The sequence below is a fragment of the Microbispora sp. CL1-1 genome, from assembly GCF_012034195.1.
In the GTDB taxonomy this organism is placed as follows: Bacteria; Actinomycetota; Actinomycetes; order Streptosporangiales; family Streptosporangiaceae; genus Microbispora.
Window position 1 is genome coordinate 1 of record NZ_JAATEK010000064.1, and the last position, 25,815, is coordinate 25,815.

Consider the following 25,815-nt stretch of genomic DNA (forward strand, 5'->3'; position numbering starts at 1 on the left):
ACCGAACCCGCCCGGCCTCCCGGCGTACGCGCAAACCCACCGGGTGAGCGCCATCGGCGACCGGGACCGGGCGGAACCCGGTCGGCGGGCTCGGCACACGGCCGAGCCCGCCGGTCTCATACGGCGAGCCCACGCACCGTCCCCGCACGTCCGGGCGTGCTGCGCGGCGTGTGCCCGAAGGGCCTTACGGCAGGTCAGGCGACCTCGACCGGTCGCCGTTCTCCTCGTCCGAGGGCTTGTGCGCGGCCGGCACCACGACCTGTTCGGCGTCCTTGCCGCGTGTCACCCAGAGATAGACCAGTGCGCCGGCGAAGAGCACGAGCGAGGTCCACTGGTTGATCCGCAGTTCCAGGAACGTCGCCGCGTGGTCGACGCCGCCCACCGGGTCGATGCGCAGCCCCTCGATCCAGAACCGCCCGAACGTGTAGCCGGCGACATAGACGGCGAACAGGCGGCCGTGGTGCAGCGTGAACCGCCTGCCGGCCAGGATCAGCGCGAAACCGAGCGCCGCGTCCCACAGCGACTCGTACAGGAACGTCGGGTGGTAGAGCACGCCCGGCGCGCCGCCGTGCGCCTGGTCGATCTCCAGGCCCCACGGCAACGTGGTCGGACCGCCGTACAGCTCCTGGTTGAACCAGTTGCCCCAGCGGGCGATCGCCTGCCCGAACGCGAGGGCGGGCGCGACCGTGTCGGCCACGGCGCTCAGGGACAACCCCCGGCGGCGGCAGGCCAGCCACACGCCCACGGCTCCCAGGGCGACCGCGCCCCAGATGCTGAGCCCGCCCTCCCAGATGAACAGCGCCTGGTAGGGCTCCTTGACCGCGCGCGGGCCGAAGTAGGTCTGCCAGTCGGTGACGACGTGGTAGAGGCGGGCGCCGACCAGGCCGAAGATCACTCCGGGCACCGCGATGTCGCCGATCGCCCCCTTCTCGCCGCCGCGATCGCGCCAGCGGCGGTCGCTCAGCCAGACGGCGAAGCCGATGGCGACGATGAAGCACAACGCGTAGGCCCTGATCGGGATGAACCCGAGATACCAGACCCCTTGGGCAGGGCTGGGAATCGAGGCAAGCGGCATGCCGGTGAGGCTAGCCAACCCGAGGCCGCCCGGCCGTCTTCGTGACCCGATCGCAAGGGTGCCTTTGTACGTCCTGCCGCCCGCGCGAACTGTCGTACGCGCCTGCTTTGATGCTCGAGCGGCTTTCCGCTGAGCTGAAGGTTCACCTCGACGCGGGCCTGATCAGATCGGTGCCTTCGGAGGTAGACGCGGTCCGGCGGAACGCCGTCGTCGGCGGGTCTGCTTCTGCGGGGCCAGGTCCTGATTCGACGTCTCCGGGCGTTCGACCCGGGTGGGGTTGCCGCGTACGAGTTCGTCGTGAACGCGCCAGCGGGCGGTGACGGCGGCGCGCCCGGCCGCCTCGTCACCGCGCTCGACGGCCTGTCGCAGCAGCCGTACGGCGATGCGGCGGTTGAGGCTGAACTGCCGCTCGGTGTCGACCACGACGACGAGCCCGGTGGGCCGGTGAGTGGCCCGTACGGCGGTGCTGGCCTTGTTGCGATGCTGACCGCCGGGGCCGCCGGTGCGGCAGGCGACGACGTCCACGTCACTTTCGTGGAAGGCGGTGCGTGGGGTGTCGACCCGGCACGGTTGGGCGATGACGTACCAGTTCTTCCGGCCGGTGCCGGCCCGATATGGGCTGGGGGCCTGCCAGCACAGCGTTCCGGTCCAGGAGGCGGCGAACGCCTCGGCGCCGTCTCCCGCGATCTCGATGAGGACCGACCGATAGGTGCCGGCCCGGTCACCGGGGACGGCCTGGACCCGATGGGTCTCCAGATTCCGCCGGGTGGCGTCGGCCTCCAGGCGTCGCAGCAACCGGGCCAGCGCCCAGGCGCACTCCTGCGGGCCACGCCCGGCCGACAGCAGCAGGTGCACGCTCACGACCGGCCTCCTCGCTTGCGGCGCTGTTCCCGCTGGGCGCTCCGGGGTTCGGGTGTTTTGTAGGTGACCAGCGGGATCGTGGTGGCCACGGGCGTGGCGAGGTCGTGGCCGACGAGGTCCGCGATGACCTGCTCGATGCGCTTGTAGGCCGTCGGCGCCTCTTCGAAGAGGAGCTGGCGGTCGCCGCACACCACCAGCGATCCCACCGGCGTACGGCGCAGTTCCTCGACCGTGTGCTTGGCCCGGCCCCGGCGCAGGGCGTCCGTACGGGACATCTTGCGGCCCGCGCCGTGTGCCACGGACCAGTTGGCGTGCGGCCCGGCGTGGGCGGCCACGAGATAGGAAGGGGTGCCTCGCGTGCCGGCGATGAGCACGTCGCGGCCGTCGCCCGGTGCCGCACCCTTGCGGTGCAGGTAGATCCCGTCGCGGATCTCGACCAGGTTGTGGCACTGGTCGACGATCGGCTCGGTGGGTTCGAACCCCAGCGCATGGGCGACTCGGGCGGCCAGCAGCCGCCGGTTGAGCGACCCCCACCGTACGGCGGCGTCATGCATCGCCAGGTAGGCGCCGGGATCAGGGGCGGGGCCCGCGCCGTGAAGCTCGGTGTGCGCCCGCAGGATCTGCTCACCCAGGCCGCGGGAGCCACTGTGGACGATGAGGACCAGGTCACCGGCGGAGAGCCCGAGCCGGCTCGCGTGGCCGGGTTCGGAGACGGTCCCGATGCGCGCCAGCTCAACGAAGTGGTTGCCCCGGCCGACCGTCCCGAGGCCCTCAAGGTGACCGGCGGGAATGTCGCCCTTCACCACGGCCCAGGCCGGGTCGTCGGCATCCCGATCAGGGTCCAGCGCGCGGTCGAGGTCGGGAAACCGGGCGGCGAGCTTCTCGGGTACGGCGCGCTTGAGCGAAACGGGGAACACGGCGATGCCACAACCGATGTCGGAGCCCACCAGGAACGGATACAAGACGGTCGAGGCCATGGCGGCGCCGATGGGAGCGCCCTTGCCGGGATGCAGGTCCGGCATGGCGGCGACGTGCTTCATGCCGTCGAGGCCGGCCACCTGGTCACACTGCGCCAGGGCATCGGATTCGATCCAGCTGGTGGGGGAGGCGAACACGGTGACGGTGGCCGACCCTACGGCCGGCCTGGAGTGGTGGTGAGACAAAGACGCTCTCTTCGCTGAAACAGGGCATGGGCAGGCGGCATCACGGCGCGAGCCGGCGCCGTGTCATCGTTGAAGTCGCGGGGAACGCTGTCCGTCAGAGCCTCATGCGCACCAGATTCTCCGAGCCCCGCCATGCCAGACAACTGATTTTCAGCCGTCCGGCCCGCGCATGGCCGCGCGCGGGACGCCCGCAGGGCCTCCTCGGCAGGATTCGCATCAGAGGGGCCCACTTCGAGGTGACCAGCCCTGCGTGCTCCAGCGCGCGAACGCCTGGCGAACGGCGTTGCGGGATGCTTCGTCCAGTCGGCAAAGTTCCGCTTCGTCGGGCAGCGGTGCCGACGAGCGCCTCGGCCGTCTGGTCGCTCATCACTCCTGCGCGGTCGACGAGGCGACCGAACGCGACCAGTGCGGCTCCCCGACCAACGAATCCGCCCTGGAGCGGCGAGAGCCGGCTTGCTGACAGCCCGAATCGTCACGCCTCGTCGAACGCTTTACGGATCTTGGCTGCGCCGTACGCTCCACGAGGGTTGCAGATCGGGCAGGCGCAGGGCGGCCTGCCGTGTGCGTTGGGCATGTAGCGCCACCCGGTCACCTGGTTCACGCCCCTGATGCGGTGGATCTCGCCGGCCTGGATCGGCCGCGGGACCAGGAGTTCGTATCCGCGGGCGTCCTGTTGTCCGGCGATCAGAGCGGCGGCTGCGGCGCTGGCGAGTTCGACCGGCCGGGTGTTGTAGTGGCCCACCAGCACCGGCTCGTCATCCGGAATGCGGAAGTGGACGGCGACGAGAGTGCGCTGACCGCCACGCCGCAGCTCACGGCCCCATTGATAGGTGATCTGGTAGGAGGGCAGCACCGGCAGGCAGTAGACGCCTGTCGCATCGGTCCGCCCCACGCTGACGGCGCGGATGCCCGCGCGCCGGATCGAGCGGATGTTCTTGGCCGGAGTGAGGTGCACGAGCAAGGTCATGGCTTGTAGGAGCCCAGGTCGGCATTCGCCGTCGTGTCGGTCCAGGCGATCTCGAAGTATCTGACGCGTTCGTCTTGTCCGGTCGGCCGCATGCCGACTGCCATCATGACGTGCTGGGACGCGACGTTGCCGTGGTCGGCGTCGCCTTTCACGCAGGTGATGCCGCGTGCCCGCGCGAACAGCAGTATTTCCCGAAGGGCTTCGGAGGCGTACCCCTGGCCTCGTGCCGACGGGATGAGGCCGTAGCCGATCGTGACGCTGCCGTTCTCGTCCGCAGGTCCGTGGAAGCCCACACCGCCGATCGCCTGACCGTCCTCGCGTCTACGGATTTCGTAGTTGCCGAACGGCTGGGGATCACCGGTGACCGCACAGGTGTCCAGGAAGCGCTTGGCGGCGTACATGTCCCCCTCGGTGGGGTATCCGGGCGCCCATCGGTCACTGCTGTCCGACTCAACCGCCAGCACCCGCTCAGCTTCGCCAACGGTCATCGGATGAAGCTCGAGCCGCGCTGTCACAAGGTCGTTCATAGGAGGGAGGAGTATCACGCGCGGCGACAAGACCGCACACGCCTTATCCGGAAGGCAGTGAGCCATTGCCTGTAACGGTTCGTCGCGGTCTGTAGTGCCGATGCCGGCCGGGTCACACCGCGGTGATCCAGGACTGCTGTCGGCGGCCTACGGCTGCATGCGGTAGGAAGCCATGCCGAGAGAGAAGCCCCAGGTCAGGCAGCAAATGACAAGGTCAACTAGGTGCCCCCGGCAGGATTCGAACCTGCGGCACCCGCTTTAGGAGAGCGGTGATCCTTTCGGGGCCTCGGCGCCCTTTACCTCGGCGGATGCAGTCGCGAGCTGTCAGTCGCCCTTTGATCATTTCGTGTATATAGCGCGCTGAGCTACCCGCGCTCGTGAAAGGATCGTCACGGCCTCCAGCGCATCGCTGATGATGTGATCGGCCTTGTGTCGCGCTCGGGCCAGATGCCGCGGTTGATCCAGATCGTCCGGAAACCGGCGACGGCCGCTGACTATGTTGGTGGTGAACTCGTCACTGATCACCCATCTCCCCTCGGCGAGGGCCCCGCCGCGGCGCTTGTCCGCGATCTCGACGGGTTTGAGCGGCCGGTGCCGCATCGACACAAAGAGACCCGCGGCCGGCGTGCAGCTTCAATATTTCTCAGCTGACAGCGGTCTTAGTACCACCTCCATGACGAGTAACTCGTGGGCGAAACCGAATCTTGACCGCACTTCGAGTGAACGCCGGATCGGTCGCCTTACTGGACCATACGTATGCCTCCCCTGGAGTGAGCGCCGCCATCTTGGTGGACGTGAGCTCCGCCAGAGACGCATTGGCCTTCTGTAGATGCTTCAGCCAGGCCGGCGAGGTGAATTTGTGCAATATCACGTGATTCGACAGTTCGATCAGAGAAATAGGTACTGAGGGCGGGTCCTGGCTGGCAACCAGGACGCTCATACCCTTGTGACGCATCTCTCTCACGCTTTCCACCAGCCCCGCTACCAGGTCGGGACTCTCGATGTACTTGTGCGCCTCATCGAAGACCACCAGCTTGTTGAACCGCTTTCCGTCGGCCTGCGCTTCGGCGAACAGCTGCATGAGCACAACGAAAAGTCCGAGCGCCTCGTCCTTTTCGATGAACTCGTCTCGAAGATCGACGATTATCATCCGACCTGGTCGCACCAGTTCTTTGACTCGGGCTTCGTCATCGATGTACTCAGCGGCCAGGTCCAGTCGCTGCTGGGCGAGTTGTTTGAGGTTGTCAGACAGGGAGGACTCCTCGACACCCTGTCTGATCACATCTAGTCGTAGATCATTTCGATGCGCCTTCATGATGCGCTGGAGCTGTCGGATGTACGTGGACTGGTTGCCAATGGCACCCATAAGGAAGCGCCAGTGCTCAGCCCGCAGTTCGCTGGAACCGAACTTCAACGGCAGCACTTTGATGTCTGGGTATTCCTCCCGGCGCTGGTCGAGTTGATCCTCCGGAACCAGCATCACTACGTCCGTCAGCGCCGCAGGTTCCGCACCGTAGTTTTCCCGTAGCACCCTGAGCTGTTCGGGGTCGTCGTTCGGTGCAACCATGCTGGTGAACTCTGGCGCGTAATCCAACGTCGGGCTGTAGTGAAAGACGATGGTGGCAAGCGGGTGAGGTAGCTCATTGACCGGTGGCACCGAGAGCGAGGCGGCTTCGATAATGGACCCGAGCGTGTAACTCTTCCCTCCCCCCTGCACACCAAAGAGGCTGATGGTGTGGGTCTCATTCAGGTCGAGGGCGACGCGCCGCCCCGCGACCTCTCCCAGCAGGCCGTACTGAGGGGTCGGCGTACTCGCTCCGAGGAAGATGTCGGGTGACGGCAGGGCGACGGCAGCCGGCGAAGCAGCACCTGCCGTCTCTTCCGCGGACCCCTCAGACACAACCTCTGCTGTTCCCGGCCCCACAGCAACCGGCGGTTCACTCGCCTCGCCTCGGCCTTCGGCGCCCTGCACCGGATCGGCGACAGGTTGGGGCACGACGGGAACGGACTCCGGGATCGGCGTCTCCTGCCCCGACGTCGCAGCGGCCTCTTCTGCGTCGTCGACATTTCGCAGGTCCTTCCCGTCCGCAGAGAGCTCATCGATGTCGATCGGCCGGACCCGTTCCTCGGGCACCTTATAACTGCGTGCGGGAGCGCGGAAGGCCGCCTGGGGCAAACGGGGCACCGACAGGGACAACGCGGCCAGGCTCGCGCTAGTCTCCGCTTCAGCCAGGACGGGGTCGGTAGGCACGGCGTCGATCAGCTCGGTGGTCAGATCTCGCCCGATGCGGTGAAACTCCATGCCGTCTTCAATCTCGGTGCCGGAGCCGCTGCTACCGAGGTCAAAGGCGAGACCGGTCCGAGTGAATCCGAGTCGGTAGCCGCCATCAAGCCGGTCAAGCATCCAGCGTGCCTCGCGAGCCGCGTCGGGCCGCATGGTGCCGTGCCGTACGGCCCTCCCGAGGTAGGAGCGCAGCAGCGTGGCCAGTTCGGCGTTCTTGACCGCCCGATCGGGCCGGTCGGGCTGGGTGAGTTGTGGGTCGAAATGCCGGGTCAGCACCAGCTGGCTCTGTCTAACCTGTTCGGCCATCTCCCCCTTCAGACGCTGATAGTCGGATAGGTCGCGGTAACACTTGACCTCGACGAGCCTGCACGTGATTGTCCGAGTTCGAGCATTTAGCCCGAAGAGCGCGAGATCAGCACGTTGAAAGCCGACCGCCTCTCCCACTTCGTCGGCTCGCCGCCTCGCATCACGGTAAAGCTCCAGGTGCGCGTCCAAAGGCACCACGATCTGGTCGGCGAGCGCCCCCTGGTATTCCAAATACAGCCGCGCCAGAGCCAGCCCGAGGACTTCGGTTCGCGCGGTCGCGGCTACGGACGCGACCTTGAAGGCCAGGCGTCCGGAGAGCAGCCGAAGCTGGTCGAAGAAGGTGGCGATGTGCCGTTCGTCGATCGCCAGGTCGTGTTGCGACAGCAGCGGGTTCAGCAGAGCACGGAGTTCGTCTGCGGACCGAGAAGTGACGACGATGTGATGGCCGAGCCCTTCGGCGCTGTCCACGTCGAAGTCGATCACGTAGTCCGGTCGCCGCTCGCTGCTCGGGCGATCGAAGTACTCGATACCCAGGGTCCGATCGACCGTGACGACCCAGTCGCTGGCACTGTGCGCTTGATGAAGCAGGGTACTGTCGCGTGGCGTGAGTGCGAGCGTGACCTGCGGAACCAGGCCCGTGCCGACCTCGCCCGTCGTGACGGCCGCCGCAGCGGTCGAAATCGTCTGCGGCAGCGCCGCCAGCAGGTCCGAGAGCTCCTCTGCGCCCGGAATTGGATAAGCCGGCCCATGGCGCGGCTGCTTGCGCCACGTCGGGGGGTCTGCGGTGACTTCGCCGTCCTCGTCATCCCTCTCATGTTCCTGGTAGACGACGGTGACGTCCTGGCGCAGCCCGTGCACCGGCGCCGTGCCGATCTCCTCCAGCCGCCCGGCGGTGAAGGTCTCCCCGTTGAAGGCGTCGAACAGCATCGTGATGTGCGAGGGCTGACTGCTGGTCGCGGCCCGGAACTCGCTGAGCGGCCGTACGGCCACCGCCAGCTTGGGAGTGATCCCTCCGGCTGATCTCGTGTGAAACGGCTCGGCCGCAGCAGCTGTACTCCACTCGCCGCGCAGCAGCGCGGCGAGCGCGTCGCCCTGCCCAGGCGCGTTCGGATCGTTCGTGAAGAGCCGAATGTCGAAGTTGATGTCCTTGGTTTCCTTACGGCCGGCCAGTTCCACAAGCATGTCGGCCAGGTGGTCGGCGCTCCCCGCGTTCACCGCGCTGATCACCAAGGTCGTCACGTACGGGTGCAACAGCAGGTAGCGCTCCACGCGGTTGGCCAGGTGCCTACCGGAAACAGAGTCTCCGCCGCTCCAGCGGTCCGGCATCCGGAGCCCCACGGCGATCTCGGCCAGCAGGCTCTGCGGATCAACGGTGCCGTTCGGCAAATAGACGCCCCAATAGGGATTGAGATCGCCTGCGGCGATGGCGAGTTGCCTGCCGTCCCTCGGTACGGCGAGCGGAAAGGCCAGCGCCGTTATACCGGCCAGGGTCTCACCCGCCGCTTTGATCACTTCCGGATCGTTCTCCGCCGCGCTATCAAGCCAGTAGCGTCCCAGCTCGGCCCAGGTCACCAGCCACAGCATTCGGAGTGGATGTGTAGGGGCCACCAGGGTGGCGGGCCGATGTGAACCGTCCTGGCCTACGCAGTCCACCTCGACCGTGTCGAGTCGCAGGAGGGTGTCCAGTTGACGCAGGTGACCGGCGACCATGTGCGGGCCCGCCCGCTCGGCGAGGTTCAGGTGCCGGCGGAGAAGATCCCAGTACGCCTCGGCGTACGCGCGCACATCACCCGTCAGCGTGCCGAGATCGACGCCTTCGACGATCAGCCCCTCTACCCCGCGGATATCCTTCAAGACACGCGTCCGTGTGGCGAGGAAGGTGTCGACCGCTTCATCGTCCGATTCCAGTTCCAGTGGCTCCGGCAGGGCCTCGTCTGTCTGCCCCTGCTTGATCTGCAGTCGCCACCGGCGTACGTCCGAGGGGTCGGCGAGGATGCGGCGCTGCAAATCCGCAAGGGGTGGGGAAATCGCGATTTCGGTTGATCCGTGAGCTCCGAAGGCGGCGCTGAGGATGTAGCGGCCCGCTCCTTGAGTGCTCTTCCACGCGACGGAGCGGCAGCCGACACTGTGCCAATCACGCCCGTCAGCGAGCACGCTGAAGCCCAACCTGCGCAGAGCGTGGGTGACTCCGATGTCCTTGGCCGCGCGCTGCTGAGGCGGCGGATCGTCGATCTCATCGTCGGCGACGACGAAGAACCGATCGCTTTCGTTGAGCGGTTGGGCATCCTCGGATGAGGGTTGGAGGGGTATCGGCAGGCCCTCGTCGTCGACGGGCAGTACGCGGATGAAGTGCCAACCCTCCTCCAGATGAGCACTGCGCAGCTTTCTGAGCGTGGCCTTGTAGGAGGTCTTCGCCGTCTTGCTGACGGCGACGGCGGCGGTGACGCCCGTCGGCCCGGAATCCTCAGAGACCAGCTGGGCGACGAACCTGACGAGGCCGGGGACCTGCTGCGGATCCGGGGCGACGTCGAAGGTGACGGGCAGCTGCGCGGGTCCCTGTCTGCCCGCGACGAGGAAGAGCTGTCCGGTGAGGTTGCGAAGGGACGGGTTTTCCGCATGTTCCGGCCGGTCGCCTGCACGCGGCAGCCCGACCTCACCGACGGTGATGCGGACCTCGGTGTGGCGGTGTTCTTCCCGCAACGGCCAGTGCTGGAACGCCAGACGCCAGTTGGCCCGATCCATCACGATCTGACGTGTCCACATACGAGGGTCTTCCAGACCGGTGCCGGTCAGAAAGTCAGCCAGCTTCGCTCGGAAGTTCCCGTCCGCTAGCGGCAGCTCGATCACTCGCAAGCGAGCGGACAGCTCAGCAGCGCTCAGAATCTCCACCTGCCGCAGGTTCCTCGTAACCCTGCTCATCACCTGCCCGGGTTCCTTGAACAGGGCGAAGTCGGGAATAAGCCCGAGCTCGAACAGGGCGGCGCCCGCGGCGGCCTGGTCGTACTCGTTTAGCCGGAGCGTCGCCACATAACGCGCTCGCGCGTGCCCGTCGGCATACACCCACTTCTTCTCGTCGAGAACGGAGAAGAGCTCGTCGACGCCGTGGCGCAGCTCCCCGGGCAGCTCCTTGCGGATCTGTTCGACGAGATCGTGATAAACGTCCCCGAGGTCGTGTTCCTCGAAGGTCGCCACCCCGAAAGAGTCCTCGGCGCTGGCGTGCGTGCCGGGTGGGACCAGGGCGAGCAGAGGGGGCCGCTGGTTGCCCTGAGCGTCCGGATTGCGCAACTCCACCAGCTTGGTGCTGCTTATCGCCACGTCGTCGGGAACGGCGGGCGGGGCGCCGAGGACGTGCACGTGGGCTCCGTTGCTCACCGAGGTCCGTACGCGGCGGCAGAGCCGGACGGCGAGAGACGTCTCGAGATCGGTGATCCGGATGCAGTGCCCGTCCTGCCGCGACTCCAGCAGCTTGGTCAGCCGGGGCGTCAGCAGCGCTTCCAACTCCGCATCGAGGTCGTCGTCACGCAGGTGACGCAGTCCATTGCTCATCGGCGAGTTCCAATGACATAGCGCGGGGTGATGGTCTGGGTGAGGTAGGCGTCGGAGAGGTCGGAGTAGAAACCGATTTCGCGGAGGCGGGCGATGAAGGCGTCACGGTTGACTCGCAGCGCTGGCTGGTCAGTGATGCCGGCCCGCTCGAACCCGTCGCCCTTGGGCACCTGATCGATGTAGAGGCCGTACCGCTCCCGCAGAATCGCCAGGAACTCGTCCACACGGAGCGGCTCGGTGTGGAAACCTCCGTCCGCTCCCTGCCGGAGCATGGCGAGCTGAAGCAGCACCTCCAGCAGCCTGCTGTCCAGCACGAAGCGCCGGTTCCCCTTGTGAGGCTGAGCGATCATGGCGCCTGGCCGGTTCTTCAGCAGCAGCGAATCGAGACACTCGGTGAGGTACTTGCGATGGAAGCGCACACGCAGCAGCGTGATGATCTCCACGTACGTGGTGAACTCGTCCAGCCCGAGCGCCTGAACTTGCGATATCCGCTGGTCTTGCGCCTCATCCGCGCTGTCCAGCTCCTCCAGGAGCCGATCCAGCCGTTGCCCGAAAAAGATTTTCCTGTCCTCGGCCCGGGCGGACTCCAGCAGCCGTAGCAGCTCATCCACGCGAAAGAAGCCCTCGCCGGGCTGCGGCAGCTTGGCGCGTTTCATCAGGTGCGCCGCGAACTCGTCCAGCTTCTTGACCGCGAAGGTGGCACGGACGAATTCCGGAATGCGGCCGAACCATGTCGACGCGCTCCTCTCGGCGAGCTTCGCGGTGCCCGTCCCGGCGATGCCGACCACATCGAGGAAGAAGCCGTCCCGGCCCGTTCCGTTGCCGCCGTTCACCATCGCGGGCAACATCTTCATGAGCCGCAGGTGGTAGAGCGCGAGGTGGAACGCAAAAAGGATCTTCAGGTAGTCGATCATCACGGTCCGCGGCAGCAGGTCGCCGTGCCGCATAAGCCGGAGCACGTCGTCGGCCAGCAGGTCGCAGGCGTCGAGGTTGAGCGGTGGCCGCCACCGTTGCTCGCCTTTGCTCTCCCGGTCGGTGATCGCCCCCTTCTGGGCTTCTGCCAGGTTGATCAGAGCCTGCGTTTCCACGTCGATCTCCTCGCCCAGCCTCGGCGCCTCGGTACGGCGGTCGGAGCCGGCGAAGAAGAAGCCGCGGAGCAGGTCAAGCGCGGTGCTGCCTCGTCCACCTGAGGCGTGCAACATGGAGTAGAGCTGCTCGTCCGCGTTGTACGGCCGCGACCTGCTGTAGTTCCTGAACCGGTAGGTGAAGCCGTGCAAGGGCCGCAGGCCGGCCACCGCCTGCGTGCTCTTGCCCCGGTTGACCACATCCAGTAGATGGGTTTCCAGCCATCGATAGGTGGTCTCCCGGTTGAATCCGTCGAAGAACTCAGGGTGCTCGAGAAATGCCTGGGTGAAAGCGTCGACATCGAGGTCCTTCGACCGCTGGATGACGCTGGACCGCCCCTGGAACCACAGCCGTGGCAGCAGGCCGGTGAGCACGCGGTCCATCTCGAGCTGCTTGTAGTCCACGTAGCTCACGCCCGGGTGCCGGAATTCCTTGTGGTCGCGATGCACCTCGTCACGCTCCCTCGTCGCCGCCGATGGCGCCCGGAATGGCACTCATGACCAGCCGTCCGCTGGGCTCCCTGCTCACCTTGCGCATGTCCCGTCCACCGGTGGAAAGCACCACCTCCTGATACGGGGCGGCGGCGAGCTGGTTCTTGAAGATGGTCAGCCCGAGATAGAGCCCTTGCTGTTCGGCCACTCCGGGAAGATAGCCCTCCTGCAACCGGTAAAGGAGCTCGAATAGGTCGAGCTGGATGCGCAGCTCCGCCGAGTGCCCCGCTCTTCCCGTGTAGCGCAGGACAAGTCGGTCCGGTGCCTGCTCCAGATAGGGCGAGCGCGACGGTTGCACCACAGCGAGACTGAGCGCCTCGGCGGAGAACAGCCGGTAACTGCGGATGGTCCCACCGACGACTTCCCGGATCTGTAGAGCAAGGTAGTCACCGAGCCGCCGCGGATCGGCGAGCCCCTCGCCCCGGTTGATGGCCGCGATGATGTCGGAAAGTTGCCCCTCCGCCTCCGCGGGGTGGGCGAGCAGGGAGAGGAAGCGCCCCGCCGACCGGTACGGCAGGAGCCGCTCGGCCCGGCTGTCGTCAACGCACTCGAAGAAGAACCGCCGACGTGCCGAGGCGAGATAGGACTTATGGGACGCGGGCCTGCGCGCCGACTGCACCGTGCTTCTGGACAACTGAGAGAAGAGCGTGTTCAGCAACTCGACGTCGTACGAGCCTCGCTGTTCAACGGTCATGACCGCTTGCCCAGCGTCCGGCCCCACGTAGTCCAGCCGCCGATCCAGCACGGGCTCGGGCACCCGGGCGACATCGACCTCCTGCAGCAGCGCGAGCAGGCGGTCCTTGGTTCCCGGGGCTCCGGCCCAACTGTTGAAGTAGAAGCCGGAGAGGATGTCTTCTGTGCTCCCACCGCGGTAGAGCTCGTGAATCTCCGCACAGTCCCGGCCGGACGTGAGCATGTACGCCAGTGCCGAACGCAGGTCACGCACTGTGATGTGCAACCGACCACGCAGGTGAGCAAGCGTGTGAAGCTTGTGCAGCCGCTCGCTGATTTTCGGCCCGGCGCTGGGATGGGCCAGCGTGCGCGCATTGTGCGGCGCATAGCAGGTGTTGACGAGCTCGCACGACTCGCAGGCCGCCCAGAAGTTCTCATGAGTCATCCGCTCCAGCATGCGCTGGAAGATCGACGCGTCCTGATCCTCGGCGTCCGCCACCACGCTACGCCGGTTGAGATTGATCACCGCCACGCCGTCCTGGACCGAGCCGCCGTTCAGCCCGGCCCGCACCACCGCGGCCAGCCAGCCGAACTTCTGCTCATGCGCGGCCAGGAAGTCCACCAACCGGCCCTCGTTGATGGCGATCAGTCGTGTCTCCCGCTCGTCCGTCCCGGGGCCGTCATCTCCCGTGAAGGGGCCGAAGAAGTCGAGCAGGACATCGTCGTTCGCTGTGTCTCCCTCGTCCTGGCTGCCGTCGTGGTTGGTGCGCAGCAGGTGCCCGTCGAGCAGCAGGACGTCCGCGCCGTTGTTCCGTGGCTCGCCCCGTGTGGCGCCCTTCTTCTCGGCTGCGCGAACCAGGCTTTCCAAGAACGCGGTCTTCCCGTCTCCGGCGTTACCCGTGATCACGACCAACCGATATCGACCGGCCAGCACGTCAGGAATGAGTCGATCGTCGAGCGCGGTCGTGATGTACAGGTCGAACTCGCCCTGGCTCCGTGTGCCGGCGTTGCTACTGGTGCTCTGGCTGTAGAGCGTCTTGAGGTGGTTGACGAACGGGTTGACGTTGCCGGCCGATGGCGTCGAACGGACAGGGGGAAGGAGAACTGGGGGCCGCTTGCGGACGTTCTCACCGACAGTCTCCAGCGCCGCGAGGAACTCCGCTGCACCAGCGAACCTGGAGCCGCGCATGGGGGCGATGGCCTTCATGACGACCTCGACCAGTGCTGGGGACAAATCCGTGAGCCCCGGCAGCGTGGACGGGTCGGTGGGTAGCTCACCCGGCTCCGGGCCTCTACGGGAGGCGAACGGCCACCTTCCGGTCAGCACCTCGTACAAGGTCACGCCGAGCGAGTAGACGTCGCGATCCGCGAGGTCGGCGGGGGTCGGAGGGCCGACAGGCCGGTCAGGTGGCGCGTAGCGGGCCGTGCCACCGGCCTTGGAGAGGCTGGACCCGGCGGTCACCGCCACGTTGAAGTCGATGATCACGCCGCCGTGGTCGGTCCGCAGGAGGTTGCTCGGCTTGATATCGCAGTGGTAGACGCCCTGGCCGTGCAGGTAGACGAGGCCCCGGGCGACGTCGGTCGCCAGCTTCACCGCGTCGGCCGGGCCCAGCGGGCGACCGTTGATCAGTTGGCCGACCTCCTGCCCATCCAGATACTCGAAGATGAGGTAGGGGTAGCGCCCTTCGCCGTCCAGGTAGGCCGCGCCCTCGACCTTCACCACGTTGGGGTGGCTCAGCCCGCGCAGCACCTGGTATTCCTGGCGCAGCCGCTCGACCACCGACTCCCGGTCTCTGATGACGATCTTGATGGCCTGGTCGGTGCCGGCCAGGTTGTCGTAGACCTGGTAGACCGCGCCGTACGTGCCCCTTCCGAGCTTGCGCTGCACCGTGTATTGAGGGGTGAGCTGATAGCCCTCGGGCAGGTTGTCGTAGTCGAGGCCCGGCCCGCTCGTTCCGCCGCTGGCACGCCCGCCACCGTTTCCCGCTCCCCCACCTCGCTCACCACGGGCCAGCGCCTCGTACGCTTCCGCCGCGGTAAGCCGGGCGGACGGCGCCCGGGCGCACATCTTCTGGAGCAGCTCGGCCATCCATTGCGGGAGACCAGCGTCCTCCATGGGCTCCGCCGGCAGCACGCTTCCCCGCTCCCACTGGTCGGCCGTGGAGGTGAACGGTAGCTCCCCGGTAAGCAGCTGGTAGGCGATGACACCGGCGGCGTAGACGTCCGAGGCTCGGGTCATCGCCTGCGCGCGTTCCTGGCATTCGGGCGCGACGTAGAAGGGATTGAGCGCGTCGGCCAGCCGGTTCACCACGGTGTGGTCGCGTGGCGTCTCCGGTCTGGCGTAGTCGAAGCCGGTCAGCAGTCCCCGGCCCGATCCGGTGACCAGCACCGCGTCGGGCGTGAGCGCCCGGTGGATGACCCGGTGCGCGTGCGCGTGCGCGAGCCCGCGCAGCATGTCGCCGATCACGCGTATCTTCGCGTCGGCGGTGAGGGCCTCCCGGGGATTGCCGAGGAACAGCCGGAGCGGCCGACCGTGAGCGTCGTCGAGCACCAGGACGAAGCGGCTCTCGTCCTCACTGGAGAAGAAGTCGCGCTGCCGCACGATGCATTCGTGGGCCGGCATCCGGGCGAGCACCTCGTAGGCGTTGGCGATCGCGACGCGCTCGGCGGCCCGCTGCTCGTCCTGTTGGTACGGGTCGACTGTGTAGACCCGCAACCGGACCCTTTCCGGCGCTCGGGTCGTGGCGTTGATGGCGCGGTGTTCTGTGACCTCCTCCGTGCCGCCGAGCCGCTCCACCACCTCCCAGTTGCCGAACCGCTGAGGGCCGGTCGGATGACGCACGCTCCCGGTGAGCGCGTTGACCAGTCGCTCACCGTACGGGCGAACATCCCGGATGAAACCCTGCCGGACGCGACTGACGTCGCTGAGCGTCGGCACGAGTTCGCGCACCGTCGTCACGTCGTTCGCGTCGGCGTCGGGCCGGTCGTTCGGGTCGATCAGTACGGCGTCGTCCGCCGTGAGCACGACCAGCGCGTCCACGTAGACGCGGCTGAGCGCCCGGTCGGACCGCTCTAAAAGGCCCTTCAAGGCGCGTGCGTGTCCGCGCAGCTTGGCCACCGGCGAGCCGTACGGCTCCCGCCGCTCCGGATGCCACTTGCGCCCAATGACCTCGATGCGGCCGTGGACGCCCTTCACGTCGATCAGGCACAGCGAGTGGTCGGTGACGACCGCCAGATCCACCTCGTAGGCGTCCCCACGCACGGGAATCTCGATGTTGTGCAGCACCAGCCAGTGCTCGGGGGCGTGATCGCGCAGATGCGCAATGGTGAGACGCTCTGCCTCGTTGACCGGGGGGCCGCCACCGAGAATCCGCGCCATGCCTAGCCAGCCGCCTCTCTCACTGCATCGCCGAGCAGAGCCAAAGCCTGATCTTCCTTCATGTCGGCCTCGTCCCGCCACCGATACGCCTGACGAACCGTCTCCGCGATCCGCTCCCGATCCTCCGGCGCGCACAGGGGTACGGGGATCTGCTTGCGCAATATGTAGTTAATATCCTGCGGGCCTGTTCCCGCACACAAGGACCGCAGCATTCGAAATGCCGCCTCGGAGCGCAGGAAGGCAAATAGATAGGCGTTTGGAATTCCGCCTATACCCGATCTGACACGAAGGAGATGCTCCGAGTAAACGTATTGGGTCCAACTACCGGACACAAATGCAGCCCGACCAATCAGAGACCTCTCCGTGAGGAGACCTTGACAAGCGACCATAATCGTCTCATCGACAACTCTGAGTTGGGCAATTTCACCAGGCTTAAGGGCTATCCATCGCTCCTCCGGGCGCAGCCAGAAGATATGCTCCTGACCGATAAGCCTGACGCCATTACCGCGGTCTACCGGGATCCTTGAGAATCGATTTCCTCGTGCCAGCTCTCCTTCAGCACATATCTCACCGAGACTTATGTGATCGACGCCACGAACCAGATCCGCGATACGCCGCGCACGAGCGTCATAATTGAGCGCCCGCAAGGACGCGGTCGTTATGCCCTGAACTGTAAATCCGGTCGCTCGCGACTGCTTATGCCAGGCGAAATCCGCGAGTTCAGGCAAGCCCGCACTCTCAAACAGGTCGCGCGTGGCATGGGTGACACCAGTTTGGGCCTTGGCGCGCAGGTCGGCCGCTTCCTGGATCAGCTTGTGGATTCGCCCTTCAATAACAGGCTCAAACCTCGGCACCGGCAGGTCAACTATATAGTCCGGCTCTATGTGCTGAATAATAGATCCAGATGCTTGACTGACGACCATCGGGATACCGTACGGACTTGCCAGAAATGCATAAAGGTAGCCAGGCAGGACAACACCTTGATTCGCCACCACCCGCAACACATGCTCACTGCACGCATATCCGTCTATATCCGGACGAGCGTAAGCCATCCTTCCGACCGTCCCGGATCTGGTGATGAGAATCCAGTCACGCCGAATCGTCAACTTCGGATTCTCCTGCACAGACTTTTTCGAGATCAATGGAAGGTGCGAGTAGTCGGCTTCCAGAATGTCAGTGCTGGAGAAGAAGGGAACGCCGTGATTTCGATCCGTTACCCAGCGCCGGGAAACACGACCGGCATGGAAAACCCCGTTGTGCTGTCGGGTCAGCAACCCCAGCGGGACTGTCTTCGGCAGACGTTCCAGGAGCTTCCTCGCCTCGTAAGCGCCCGACAAGTAGGGACTGGCGTCGAGGCGATAGCTCTGGTCGGCGAACCAGCTCGCACGTACCGGGTTGTCGAGGTCCTTGCTGATTCTCATCGATGCTCCCGGCGGCCGTGGGTGGAGAAGTCGTGCTGTGGCGGGAACCAGGCCCGCAGGTGATCACAGAGATGATGGAAGGCGACGTCCTGGCAGTGCCGCACCGACACCCTTGCGGCGATCTTGCCGAAGTCAGCATTGAACACCTTCACGTTGTGGCGACGGCGCAGGTGCTCGAGAGCGCCTTTCGGATCAGACGGTTTGGGCGCGTCCGCCGGCCAGTGTCCGCTGCGTTCGAGCAGGGCGCGAAAGTCAGGGCACTTGAAAACCTCGGCGAGGTGTGGGCTGTCCTGCCAGATCCACGCCTCGAGCTCCGGCTCGATCACGACCACGGCGAACTCGTTCCAGACGCCGGTCAGCGCTTCCTTGATGTGCGTCTGAATGGCCGTCGCGCCGGGGCTGCCCGCCCAATCCGCGTCCAGCATCACCACGGCACGCTCATGCGAGTGCTCGTAAGGGCGTAACAACTCTCGGGCCGTGCCGTACACACCCGGGTCCTTGGTCGGCGCTACGACGACATCCTTCGCCGGGTCGAACGCGAACGGCCCGCAGCGCAAAGACCGGTGGAAGTGGTCACGGCCGAAGAACCCGCGTAGCACCTGCTCCATGCCACCGTCGGCGACCAGGAAGATGACATCGCGCTTGCCGGAAGGCTGGACCACGAGAAGACTCCCGCGACGGTGGTGGAGGCAATGGGGAATGGAGTACGGCCATCGGGGCCATGAACTGCGGGGGCACTCACGAAAGCACCCCGGCGGCGAAGAGCGTGCCGATGTCGAGCGAGCCACGCCAGTCGCGGAGCTGGGGATGCTGATTGCCGGGAATCACGTTGACAGTGCCGTCGTCATCGAGCCGGGCGACGAGCACGTCCGCGAGGTCGGTGTGCGCGAGCACGATCGGTGAGTGAGTGGAGACCCACACCTGCGTGTCGTATAGCGAGCTCAACGACTGCACCACTGTTTCGATCGCCCGCGGGTGTATGCCGTTCTCCGGTTCCTCGGTCACGAGCAGCTCGGGCATGACCCCATCATCCAGGTATGGCAGCAGCGTCATCGCCAGAATGCGCAGGGTGCCGTCGGAAAGCCCGGAGGAAGTGACGCGATAGCCACCGGTGTATTCCACCGAGAAGTAGGCGTAGTGGTCTTCCTCCCGCTCGACCGCCTGGATCGCGCGTACCTGCGGCAACGCCGTACGGACGTGATCGATCCACGCGTTGAAGCGGTCGGGGTGGGACTCCTGCATACCCAGGGCGAGCCAGGGCAGGTTCTCTCCGGACGGCAGCAGCCGTGACGGATGGCCTGGCGGGGACGGGCGACGCAGCGTCTCCCACGCGGGGTCGAAGAAGACCACACCTTCACGGAGGAGTTGCCCCAGCCACAGCGCGGCGGGGAAGAGATCGGGATCCGCCGGGACCGTTCCCAGCGCAAGCCGACTGGATGGCACGCGCAGCGGCGGGATATCCGTGCTCTGCGTGGTGGTCTCCGGGATAAATCGCGTGGGCGAACGCCCCTCGCGGAGAATCACCGCTTGCCAGTCGGACTGCTCAAGCGCCGTTCCGCTGACGGTCCTCCCCTGGGGGAACTTCCCCGCCTTTGGCGGTGTCTCCGTATCCGCGAACAGAAAGAGGTACTCGTCTGCCACGGCGAGTTCCCGGGTAGTGACCTCCAGACGCAACTCATATCGGAGATGAGTCGGCACCGGACGGTTGCCGAGCCGGACCTGACTGGCTCCGGCCAACGCTTCGACGATCGGCTCCGCCAGCCGTGCCTCGACAGCGAAGGCGATGGTGTCGCCCTGGCCCTTGTGCAGCAGATCGGTCAGCGTGCCAGCGCGGGCCGGCCTGTCATGCTCACGGCGTTCCAGGAACGCCGCGACGACGCGCTGACCAAGCATGTCGCCAAGAAGGCTGGGGATGTCCAGGAGCGTGGTCTTGCCGGCGCCGTTCGCGCCTGCAAGCACGTGGTAGCGGCCCAAGTCGACGCTGAGTTCAGAAAAACACCGGTAGTTGTGAACCTCGATCCTGGTAATCAACGAGGCCCCCCCGGCTCCGGATACCTCTCCCGGAACCGCTTATACGCACGGGCGATCTCGGGGAGATCGTTGTCGATCAACTTGCGTCTGCGCGGTGGGATGGTGATGACCTCGCCGTTCCGGACCCAGGTCCGGGGTTCCTCATTCGGGTCCGCCTCCGCGATGATCTCCCCGTCGGGGTGACGGCGGTACACCTTGTTGCCTCGGCGGTCGATGCCCACCTTCTCCGCGACAGCCATGAAGACCGGGTAGTCCTGCTGCTTGCCTGACATCGTCTCATCGATGATCTCGTTGCGAGTTTTACGCTTGAGGAAAAGCAGCGTCGTGAGGATGTTCACGCCGGCCTCGTGGATGAAGGCCTCTACCGGCAGCTCCACACTGGCCAGCACCCAGCAGTTCTTCAGAATCCATCGGCGGATCGCTTCGTCTGCCGGCCCGGGGTTCGACAGAATCCCGTTCGGCAGGACGATGCCGACCCGTCCGCCTTCGCGCACCCACTGCACGGCGCGCTGCACGAAAAGCTGCTCGGGAGACATCGCATTGGCGCTTCCGGTGGTGACCAATTCGCCGGTCTCTCGATTGCGGGACCAAGACTGGGCGACGCCGTCACGGTACTGATCAAGGATGTCCTTGTCCTCGATTTTAATGTCCGTGCCGAAAGGCGGGTTGGTGAGGACCACATCGACGGTACCCAGACTGATCTTCTCGTTGGCAGGCGCGACACCGGAGAGATGCCCTTCGGGAAAGGCAAGTGAGTCCATGTGGAAGGTGTTGCCCGGTGCGCCGCTGAGCATCATCACGCTCATGCTGGCCGCTCTGACCAGGAATGGGTCGAAGTCGGCGCCGAACAGGTGACGGTCAGCGTAGTCGCGAAGCCGCTCCTGGTGCTGGTCAAGCTGCTCGACAGTGTCAGGCTGCCCAGCCGTTCCTTCCCGCTCCCGCCACTTGTCGAGCAGGTGACGAAGTGTCTCCCTCAAGAAGCCGCCAGTGCCGCAGCAGGGGTCAAGGACCGTCTCATCCTCCTGCGGGTCGAGGATGTCGACCATGAACTCGACCGCGTTGCGCGGGGTGAAATACTGCCCGCGGTCACCCCGCAGGTTGGTGCCGACCAATTCCTGGTAGGCCAGCCCTTTGACGTCGGCGTCGGTCCCGCTCAGGTTGTAGGAGCCGAGCTCGCCCACGATGAACGCGATGGCACGGTCGGACAGAGTGATTTCGTCACGAGCACTGAAGACGTCGTATTCCTTCTTCACGACGTCGAAAAGCTGCAGCACGCGCTCCCTGATGGCCTTACGGCCTGCCTCGTCGTTGTGCTCCCGGGGCAACGCATAGAACTCCGGTGGCGTGCCGTTCCTGCGGCTCACCTTCTCGTCGTGCATCTTGGCGAAGAGCAGGTAGAGGAACTGCCAGAACGCCGCGTCCTTCGGCATGCCCTCGTTGCCGTGAATGTAGTTGTGGCAGCGGCGGAACGCCGTCTTGAGGGCCCCGGCCTCACCGAGCCGGAAGCGGCCGACGGACGGGCGGGCGCCGCTCAACTCCTCGTCTGTTTCCTCCGCCACCGGCCAGTAGGGAAGCTGCTCGAAGGTCGCGCCGAACCTGCTTGTGGACTTGTGGAGAAAGAACTGGTCCACCCCGTTCGTCCACATGCCGTAGCGGATCTGCGGAGTCGCCTCTGTCCCGAGGAGTTCCTCCAGCTCCTCCAGGTCCTTCGCCGCCTGCTGGAAGGTGCGGAGCTTGGTGACGCTGCGCCCGAGCTTCGGCTGCGGCTTGCACACCACGACCCGGCGCAGGTTGTCCAGGGTATGCGGCTTGCCGTGCTCGAAGATCGCGATGTCGGCCTTCTTGCTGCCCCGGCGCTTGCCGACCACGTCCACCGGGATCGGGTAGTCCCGCTCCATGTCCTCGACCGGGATGCGGTACTCGTAGGCGAGGGCCAGCGCCACGGCCTGCCGTACCGGCTCATTGCCTTTGAGCTTGATCCGCTTGCCGGTGATGAAGTCAATGTCCTCGTCGTCGGCCAGGGCGTCCGGCTCGACCTTCTCGCCTTCGTCGAGCTGCCCGATCTCCAAGCCGACCTGTTCCATCTACGTCCGACCCGCCTCACGCTCGCCATGCCAGCCCAGGCCCACGAGACACGAGCCTGCAGACCCGAATCCTATGGGGCAGCAGGGCGACCACGCCTAGAGCCCCTCGAATCGCCTGCCGACACAAAGGCCACGCTATCCCTCGAGTTCGACAACTCCGCCCTGGAATTTCGGGGGCTCCTCTCGGGGCAGAGGTCCCTCTATCCGGCCTGACGTCGACCTTGTTCGGGTTGTCGCTGACGGCGGCGGTCATCCAGACTGCCTTGGCGAAAGTTGGGCATGTCGTATACGTCCACCATTTTGATTTGAACCTCCTGCTGGTAGAGCCGCAGCACGCCATACGTCACGCCGAGGCGTTTGGTCATCTCCTCGTCGGGCAGGCGTAGCCATGCCGGGCCGGGCGCCTGGGGTCAAGCCGTCGTTTGCGTGTACATGCTCCCGGTGACCTTCCGCGCCTGCTGGTTGTCCTGCCCGCACTCGACGGCTTGACCTTGGGCGGCTGGTCTGGCATCCCTTCGGGGTGGCCGGCGAGGAGATGACCATCCCACCTGCACCGCCCCAGGTCAGCTCTGAGACCTCCCACAGGGGTTGGCTGTCAGCGCATCTCCGTCGGAGGGCCGGGGGTGCAGGGGGCGGAGCCCCTTGCGGCTCTTCCTCCGAGTGCCTCGGCGAGCTGGACCGCGTCGCCCTGGTCGTCCTCCTGGCCGCGGTGGAATTCGCGATCGTCTGGGCGTTCCGCCCTTGCGGTTGGGAGCGCGCGGGCGGCGCCGGCCGGGACCGGCCGAAGAGCCGCAGCCGGGCCGGCTGGCCGACCAGCGCGCGACGCGGGCCGCCGTAGGCGGGCCGCTTTAATAGCGAGAAGAAAAGTTGCTTCCGGCCGCGGGACGGGTCGTCTGTCGTGTCCCGGGAGATGCTTGACACTCCAGTCCCAAGACATGGGTGACAGGTGCCGTTGTCGGTCAGTCTGGCGTGCGTCGTTTGCGGGCGTCGCGCGTCAGGAGGCCGGGATTGGCCCTGGTGGAGTTGTCCGTTGTCGAGCAGCGGTATCGGGCGGTGCTGGCGGTCTTGGCCGGAGCGACGGTGACCGAGGTCGCGCGCGAGGTGGGGGTGGCCCGGCAGACGTTGTCGGGGTGGGTGTCGCGCTATCGGGAATCGGGCCTGGGCGGGTTGGTGGATCGCTCACGGCGTCCGCACTCGTCTCCCTCCCAGATGCCGGCGCAGGTGGAGGTGCTGGTGTGCGAGCTGCGGCGCCAGCATCCGCGGTGGGGTCCGGTCCGGCTCGCGCATGAGGTCGCCCGGCGGGGCGCGGTTCCGGTGCCGTCGCGGATGGGGGTGTATCGGGCCCTGGTGCGTCATGGCCTGATCCAGCCCGGGACGGGCCGCCGTAAGCAGGTCTTCCGCCGCTGGGAGCGGGACGCGCCGATGGAGCTGTGGCAGATGGACATCGTCGGCGGGGTGTTCTTGACCGATGGCCGCGAGGTCAAGATCGTGACCGGCGTCGATGACCACTCCCGCTACTGCGTGATCGCCAAGGCGGTGGTGCGGGCCACCGGACGTGCGGTCTGCCTGGCCTTCGTCGAGGCGCTGGGCGCGCTCGGGGCGCCGGGTGAGGTGCTCACCGATAACGGCAAGCAGTTCACCGCGCGGTTCGGGCACGGCGGTGAGGTGCTGTTCGACCGCATCTGCCGCGACAACGGCATCACCCACCGGCTCACCCAGCCGCGCTCGCCGACCACGACGGGGAAGGTCGAGCGGTTTCATCAGAGCATGCGCCGGGAGTTACTCGACGACGCCGGCCCGTTTGAGGACCTGGGCGCGGTGCAGGCCGCGTTGGGTGCCTGGGTGGCCGGCTACAACACCGTGCGGCCGCATCAGAGCCTGGGCATGGCCTGCCCGTCTGAGCGGTTCATCCCGGTCCCGGAGGCTGAGCGAGAACTGCTGCCGCTGCGGGTGCCGCCCATCCTGGCCACAGCGCCGCAGCTTTCTTCTGCCGCCGCTGAGCTGCCTGCCGAGGTTGCGGACCCCAGGCGCCAGGAGCCGTCCGCCGTGGTTGGCAGCGAACAGGCTGGGCAGGCGGAACCGGCCCCGGTGTCTGCTGTGTGGCAGGGCGGGCCCATCGAGTTCGAGCGGGTGGTGCCGCCCAGCGGCAACCTCGGCGTGGCGGGCAAGTAGTTCTGGCTCGGGACCTCTCGCGCCGGGCAGGTGCTCACCTTCTGGGCCGATACGGATGTGATCCATCTGCTGGCCGGTGGGGTGCGGCTCAAGAGCCTGCGCTCGCATCTGTCGACGGCGGACCTGGCCGCGTTGTTCGCCCGCGGCGGCCGTGCCGCCGGGCCGTCCCCGCTGCCGCAGGCCGAGACCGATGCCGCGCTCGAGGTGGAGCGGACGGTGACCAAGTACGGCATGGTCAGCCTGGGCGGGCGCTACCTGCTGGCCGCCGAGATCCTGGCCGGGCGCCGGGTCACGATCCGGATCGAGGAGACCACGCTGATGTTCCTCGACCCTGACACCCGCGAGCTGCTGCGGACCCGGCCCAACCCGCTGATCTGGCCCAAGTGCCTGCTGCTGCGCGGTGCCCGTCCCGCCGGCCCGCCTCCTGTGCTGGCCCGGTCACCGGTCACGGTGCAGCGCCGGGCCAACTCTTTTGGCGTGATCATGATGTGCCGTCAGACCGTCTCCCTGGGCCGTCAGCACGCCGGTGAGGTCGTCACCGTGCACGTCAGCGACACCACCTTCACGATCGACCTGGACGAGGGGCCGCGCACGGTGCGGCGGACGACGGACATCCCGATTCGGAACCACAAAGCTCACCGACCCCGCAAGGTCGACCGTGTTTCCTAGATCACCTGTCGCCCATGTCCTGGGACAGAAACGTCAGGCATCTCATGGGACTAGACACGCGGTACGGGTCGTCAGCGGAGTGGTTCGGCTGTGGCCCAGACGCGTTCGAGGCTGATGAGGTACACGGCTGTGCTGTCTTCGTCCTTGGTGGCCGTCAGGTACAGCACTGGGGCTTGGGCTGCCGGGACGCTGTAGGCATGGACGTTCACCAGCAGCTCGGCGTCGGCCCGGTAGATCGAGTTGTACAGCACCGTGCGGTGGAGCCGGATTTCCACGCCGTCGACTTCGCGAAGCGGCCGGTACAGCATGAGGGCATTGCGCACTCGGGCGGCCATGACATCGGCTCCGATGCCTTCTTCGACTCCTCGTGCGGCTACCTCGGGGCTATCGGGGTCGCCGAGGAGGATACGGACCTTGACGCCTGCGGGGGCTCGGCTGGCCAGGAGGTGGATCATGCCGGTGTCTTCGGCGAGGAACAGGCTGCTGTAGGTCAGGATGTCGATCTCACGGGTCGCGCCCTGGAAGAGCTGGCGCCAAATGGTCTGCGGTACGGCCCAGCGGTGAGGATAGACGGCTTTCACCTCGTGGGAGATGGTTCGCCGCGGTTGGGCGACGTCGGGCCAGAGGTCGCCTTCGTCGAGTTGCAGGAGGTCGGCGAGCGCCCAGCGGTGACGAGGGTAGGGGACACGGCCTTTGAGCCAGCGGGCGACGGTCTTGGGGTCGACTCCGAGGGCGCTGGCGACGTCCACGGGCTGGAGGCGGGCCTTGGCGAGGGCCTGGCGAAGGGTGTCGCTCATGGTGCGGGCCTCCTGGGTGGTCGGCTCTGTGGCCGACGGTAACACAAGACGTCCCTAGACGTCCCTTAGTCGTGGTGGAGAGGTTCCAGCCCTCGTCAGAAGCTCGTTCGGCACGGGCGCACACGCAGACGCCCGGACAGCCGAGACGAAGGAGCACAAGGGCATGGAACCGATGAGACCGATTCGGGAGCAGCAGCGGGCGTACCAGGAACAGCTCTTAACAGAGCTGCAAGGCGATCTGGAGT

The 25,815-nt window shown here is 66.4% G+C and carries 17 protein-coding genes and 1 tRNA gene; 2 read left to right on the forward strand and 16 right to left on the reverse strand.

Annotation, left to right across the window (positions count from 1 at the left end; translation table 11 throughout):
- Positions 1-184 precede the first annotated feature (184 nt).
- The 15 genes from lgt to HCK04_RS38150 all read right to left on the reverse strand — a co-directional run bounded on the left by lgt (position 185) and on the right by HCK04_RS38150 (position 22,297).
- Positions 185-1,075, reverse strand: a complete 891-nt coding sequence (lgt, locus tag HCK04_RS38080; protein WP_142652354.1) for a prolipoprotein diacylglyceryl transferase — start codon at positions 1,073-1,075, stop codon at positions 185-187.
- 162 nt (positions 1,076-1,237) lie between these two features.
- Positions 1,238-1,936: a peptide chain release factor H gene (prfH, locus tag HCK04_RS38085; RefSeq protein ID WP_142652355.1), complete on the reverse strand. Its 699-nt coding sequence runs from the start codon at positions 1,934-1,936 to the stop codon at positions 1,238-1,240.
- Positions 1,933-3,099, reverse strand: a complete 1,167-nt coding sequence (locus HCK04_RS38090) for an RNA ligase RtcB family protein (protein WP_142652357.1) — start codon at positions 3,097-3,099, stop codon at positions 1,933-1,935. Before HCK04_RS38090 ends, prfH begins: the two co-directional genes overlap by 4 nt.
- Before the next feature lie 472 nt (positions 3,100-3,571).
- A complete protein-coding gene (locus HCK04_RS38095; protein WP_142652359.1) occupies positions 3,572-4,066 on the reverse strand; it encodes a hypothetical protein in 495 nt (164 codons plus the stop codon).
- Positions 4,063-4,593, reverse strand: a complete 531-nt coding sequence (locus HCK04_RS38100) for a GNAT family N-acetyltransferase (protein WP_142652361.1) — start codon at positions 4,591-4,593, stop codon at positions 4,063-4,065. Before HCK04_RS38100 ends, HCK04_RS38095 begins: the two co-directional genes overlap by 4 nt.
- A 223-nt stretch (positions 4,594-4,816) precedes the next feature.
- Positions 4,817-4,879: transfer RNA gene (locus HCK04_RS38105), tRNA-Ser, on the reverse strand.
- Between the two features lie 53 nt (positions 4,880-4,932).
- Entirely contained in the window at positions 4,933-5,199 is a 267-nt protein-coding gene (locus tag HCK04_RS38110) for a hypothetical protein (protein ID WP_205831217.1), read from the reverse strand.
- A 37-nt stretch (positions 5,200-5,236) separates the two neighbouring features.
- Positions 5,237-10,729 carry an ATP-binding protein gene (locus tag HCK04_RS38115; protein ID WP_142652365.1) on the reverse strand — a complete coding sequence of 1,831 codons (5,493 nt, stop codon included), beginning with the start codon at positions 10,727-10,729 and terminating at the stop codon, positions 5,237-5,239.
- On the reverse strand, positions 10,726-12,303 hold the full coding sequence (locus tag HCK04_RS38120) for a hypothetical protein (protein ID WP_142652367.1): 1,578 nt from the start codon (positions 12,301-12,303) through the stop codon (positions 10,726-10,728). Before HCK04_RS38120 ends, HCK04_RS38115 begins: the two co-directional genes overlap by 4 nt.
- A gap of 4 nt (positions 12,304-12,307) precedes the next feature.
- Positions 12,308-16,396, reverse strand: a complete 4,089-nt coding sequence (locus tag HCK04_RS38125) for a serine/threonine protein kinase (RefSeq protein ID WP_142652369.1) — start codon at positions 16,394-16,396, stop codon at positions 12,308-12,310.
- Between the two features lie 2 nt (positions 16,397-16,398).
- Entirely contained in the window at positions 16,399-17,817 is a 1,419-nt protein-coding gene (locus HCK04_RS38130; protein ID WP_142652371.1) for a restriction endonuclease subunit S, read from the reverse strand.
- The gene (locus HCK04_RS38135; RefSeq protein WP_142652374.1) at positions 17,814-18,479 is read right to left on the reverse strand and encodes a hypothetical protein; all 666 of its coding nucleotides are present in this window, start codon (positions 18,477-18,479) and stop codon (positions 17,814-17,816) included. The genes HCK04_RS38130 and HCK04_RS38135 overlap by 4 nt, the downstream gene beginning before the upstream one ends.
- 76 nt (positions 18,480-18,555) lie before the next feature.
- Positions 18,556-19,848: an AAA family ATPase gene (locus tag HCK04_RS38140; RefSeq protein WP_142652376.1), complete on the reverse strand. Its 1,293-nt coding sequence runs from the start codon at positions 19,846-19,848 to the stop codon at positions 18,556-18,558.
- A complete protein-coding gene (locus HCK04_RS38145) occupies positions 19,845-21,932 on the reverse strand; it encodes an N-6 DNA methylase (RefSeq protein WP_142652378.1) in 2,088 nt (695 codons plus the stop codon). The genes HCK04_RS38140 and HCK04_RS38145 overlap by 4 nt, the downstream gene beginning before the upstream one ends.
- Before the next feature lie 200 nt (positions 21,933-22,132).
- The gene (locus HCK04_RS38150) at positions 22,133-22,297 is read right to left on the reverse strand and encodes a hypothetical protein (protein WP_168066596.1); all 165 of its coding nucleotides are present in this window, start codon (positions 22,295-22,297) and stop codon (positions 22,133-22,135) included.
- A gap of 652 nt (positions 22,298-22,949) precedes the next feature.
- On the opposite strand from HCK04_RS38150, the gene HCK04_RS41640 reads away from it, so the two are divergent.
- Positions 22,950-24,104: an IS481 family transposase gene (locus HCK04_RS41640; protein WP_260617550.1), complete on the forward strand. Its 1,155-nt coding sequence runs from the start codon at positions 22,950-22,952 to the stop codon at positions 24,102-24,104.
- A gap of 57 nt (positions 24,105-24,161) precedes the next feature.
- A complete protein-coding gene (locus HCK04_RS41645) occupies positions 24,162-24,773 on the forward strand; it encodes a hypothetical protein (RefSeq protein ID WP_205831219.1) in 612 nt (203 codons plus the stop codon).
- Positions 24,774-24,844: 71 nt separating this feature from the next.
- On the opposite strand, the gene HCK04_RS38160 is transcribed toward HCK04_RS41645, so the two are convergent.
- On the reverse strand, positions 24,845-25,570 hold the full coding sequence (locus HCK04_RS38160; protein WP_142652380.1) for an XRE family transcriptional regulator: 726 nt from the start codon (positions 25,568-25,570) through the stop codon (positions 24,845-24,847).
- Positions 25,571-25,815 lie beyond the last annotated feature (245 nt).

What these genes read in the sequence shown, in the direction of transcription:
- lgt (WP_142652354.1), bottom strand. Translation starts at nt 1,075, where the DNA reads ATGCCGCTTGCCTCGATTCCCAGCCCTGCCCAAGGGGTCTGGTATCTC.
- HCK04_RS38095 (WP_142652359.1), bottom strand. Translation starts at nt 4,066, where the DNA reads ATGACCTTGCTCGTGCACCTCACTCCGGCCAAGAACATCCGCTCGATC.
- HCK04_RS38100 (WP_142652361.1), bottom strand. Translation starts at nt 4,593, where the DNA reads ATGAACGACCTTGTGACAGCGCGGCTCGAGCTTCATCCGATGACCGTT.
- HCK04_RS38115 (WP_142652365.1), bottom strand. Translation starts at nt 10,729, where the DNA reads ATGAGCAATGGACTGCGTCACCTGCGTGACGACGACCTCGATGCGGAG.
- HCK04_RS38125 (WP_142652369.1), bottom strand. Translation starts at nt 16,396, where the DNA reads ATGGCGCGGATTCTCGGTGGCGGCCCCCCGGTCAACGAGGCAGAGCGT.
- HCK04_RS38130 (WP_142652371.1), bottom strand. Translation starts at nt 17,817, where the DNA reads ATGAGAATCAGCAAGGACCTCGACAACCCGGTACGTGCGAGCTGGTTC.
- HCK04_RS38145 (WP_142652378.1), bottom strand. Translation starts at nt 21,932, where the DNA reads ATGGAACAGGTCGGCTTGGAGATCGGGCAGCTCGACGAAGGCGAGAAG.
- HCK04_RS38150 (WP_168066596.1), bottom strand. Translation starts at nt 22,297, where the DNA reads ATGACCAAACGCCTCGGCGTGACGTATGGCGTGCTGCGGCTCTACCAG.
- HCK04_RS38160 (WP_142652380.1), bottom strand. Translation starts at nt 25,570, where the DNA reads ATGAGCGACACCCTTCGCCAGGCCCTCGCCAAGGCCCGCCTCCAGCCC.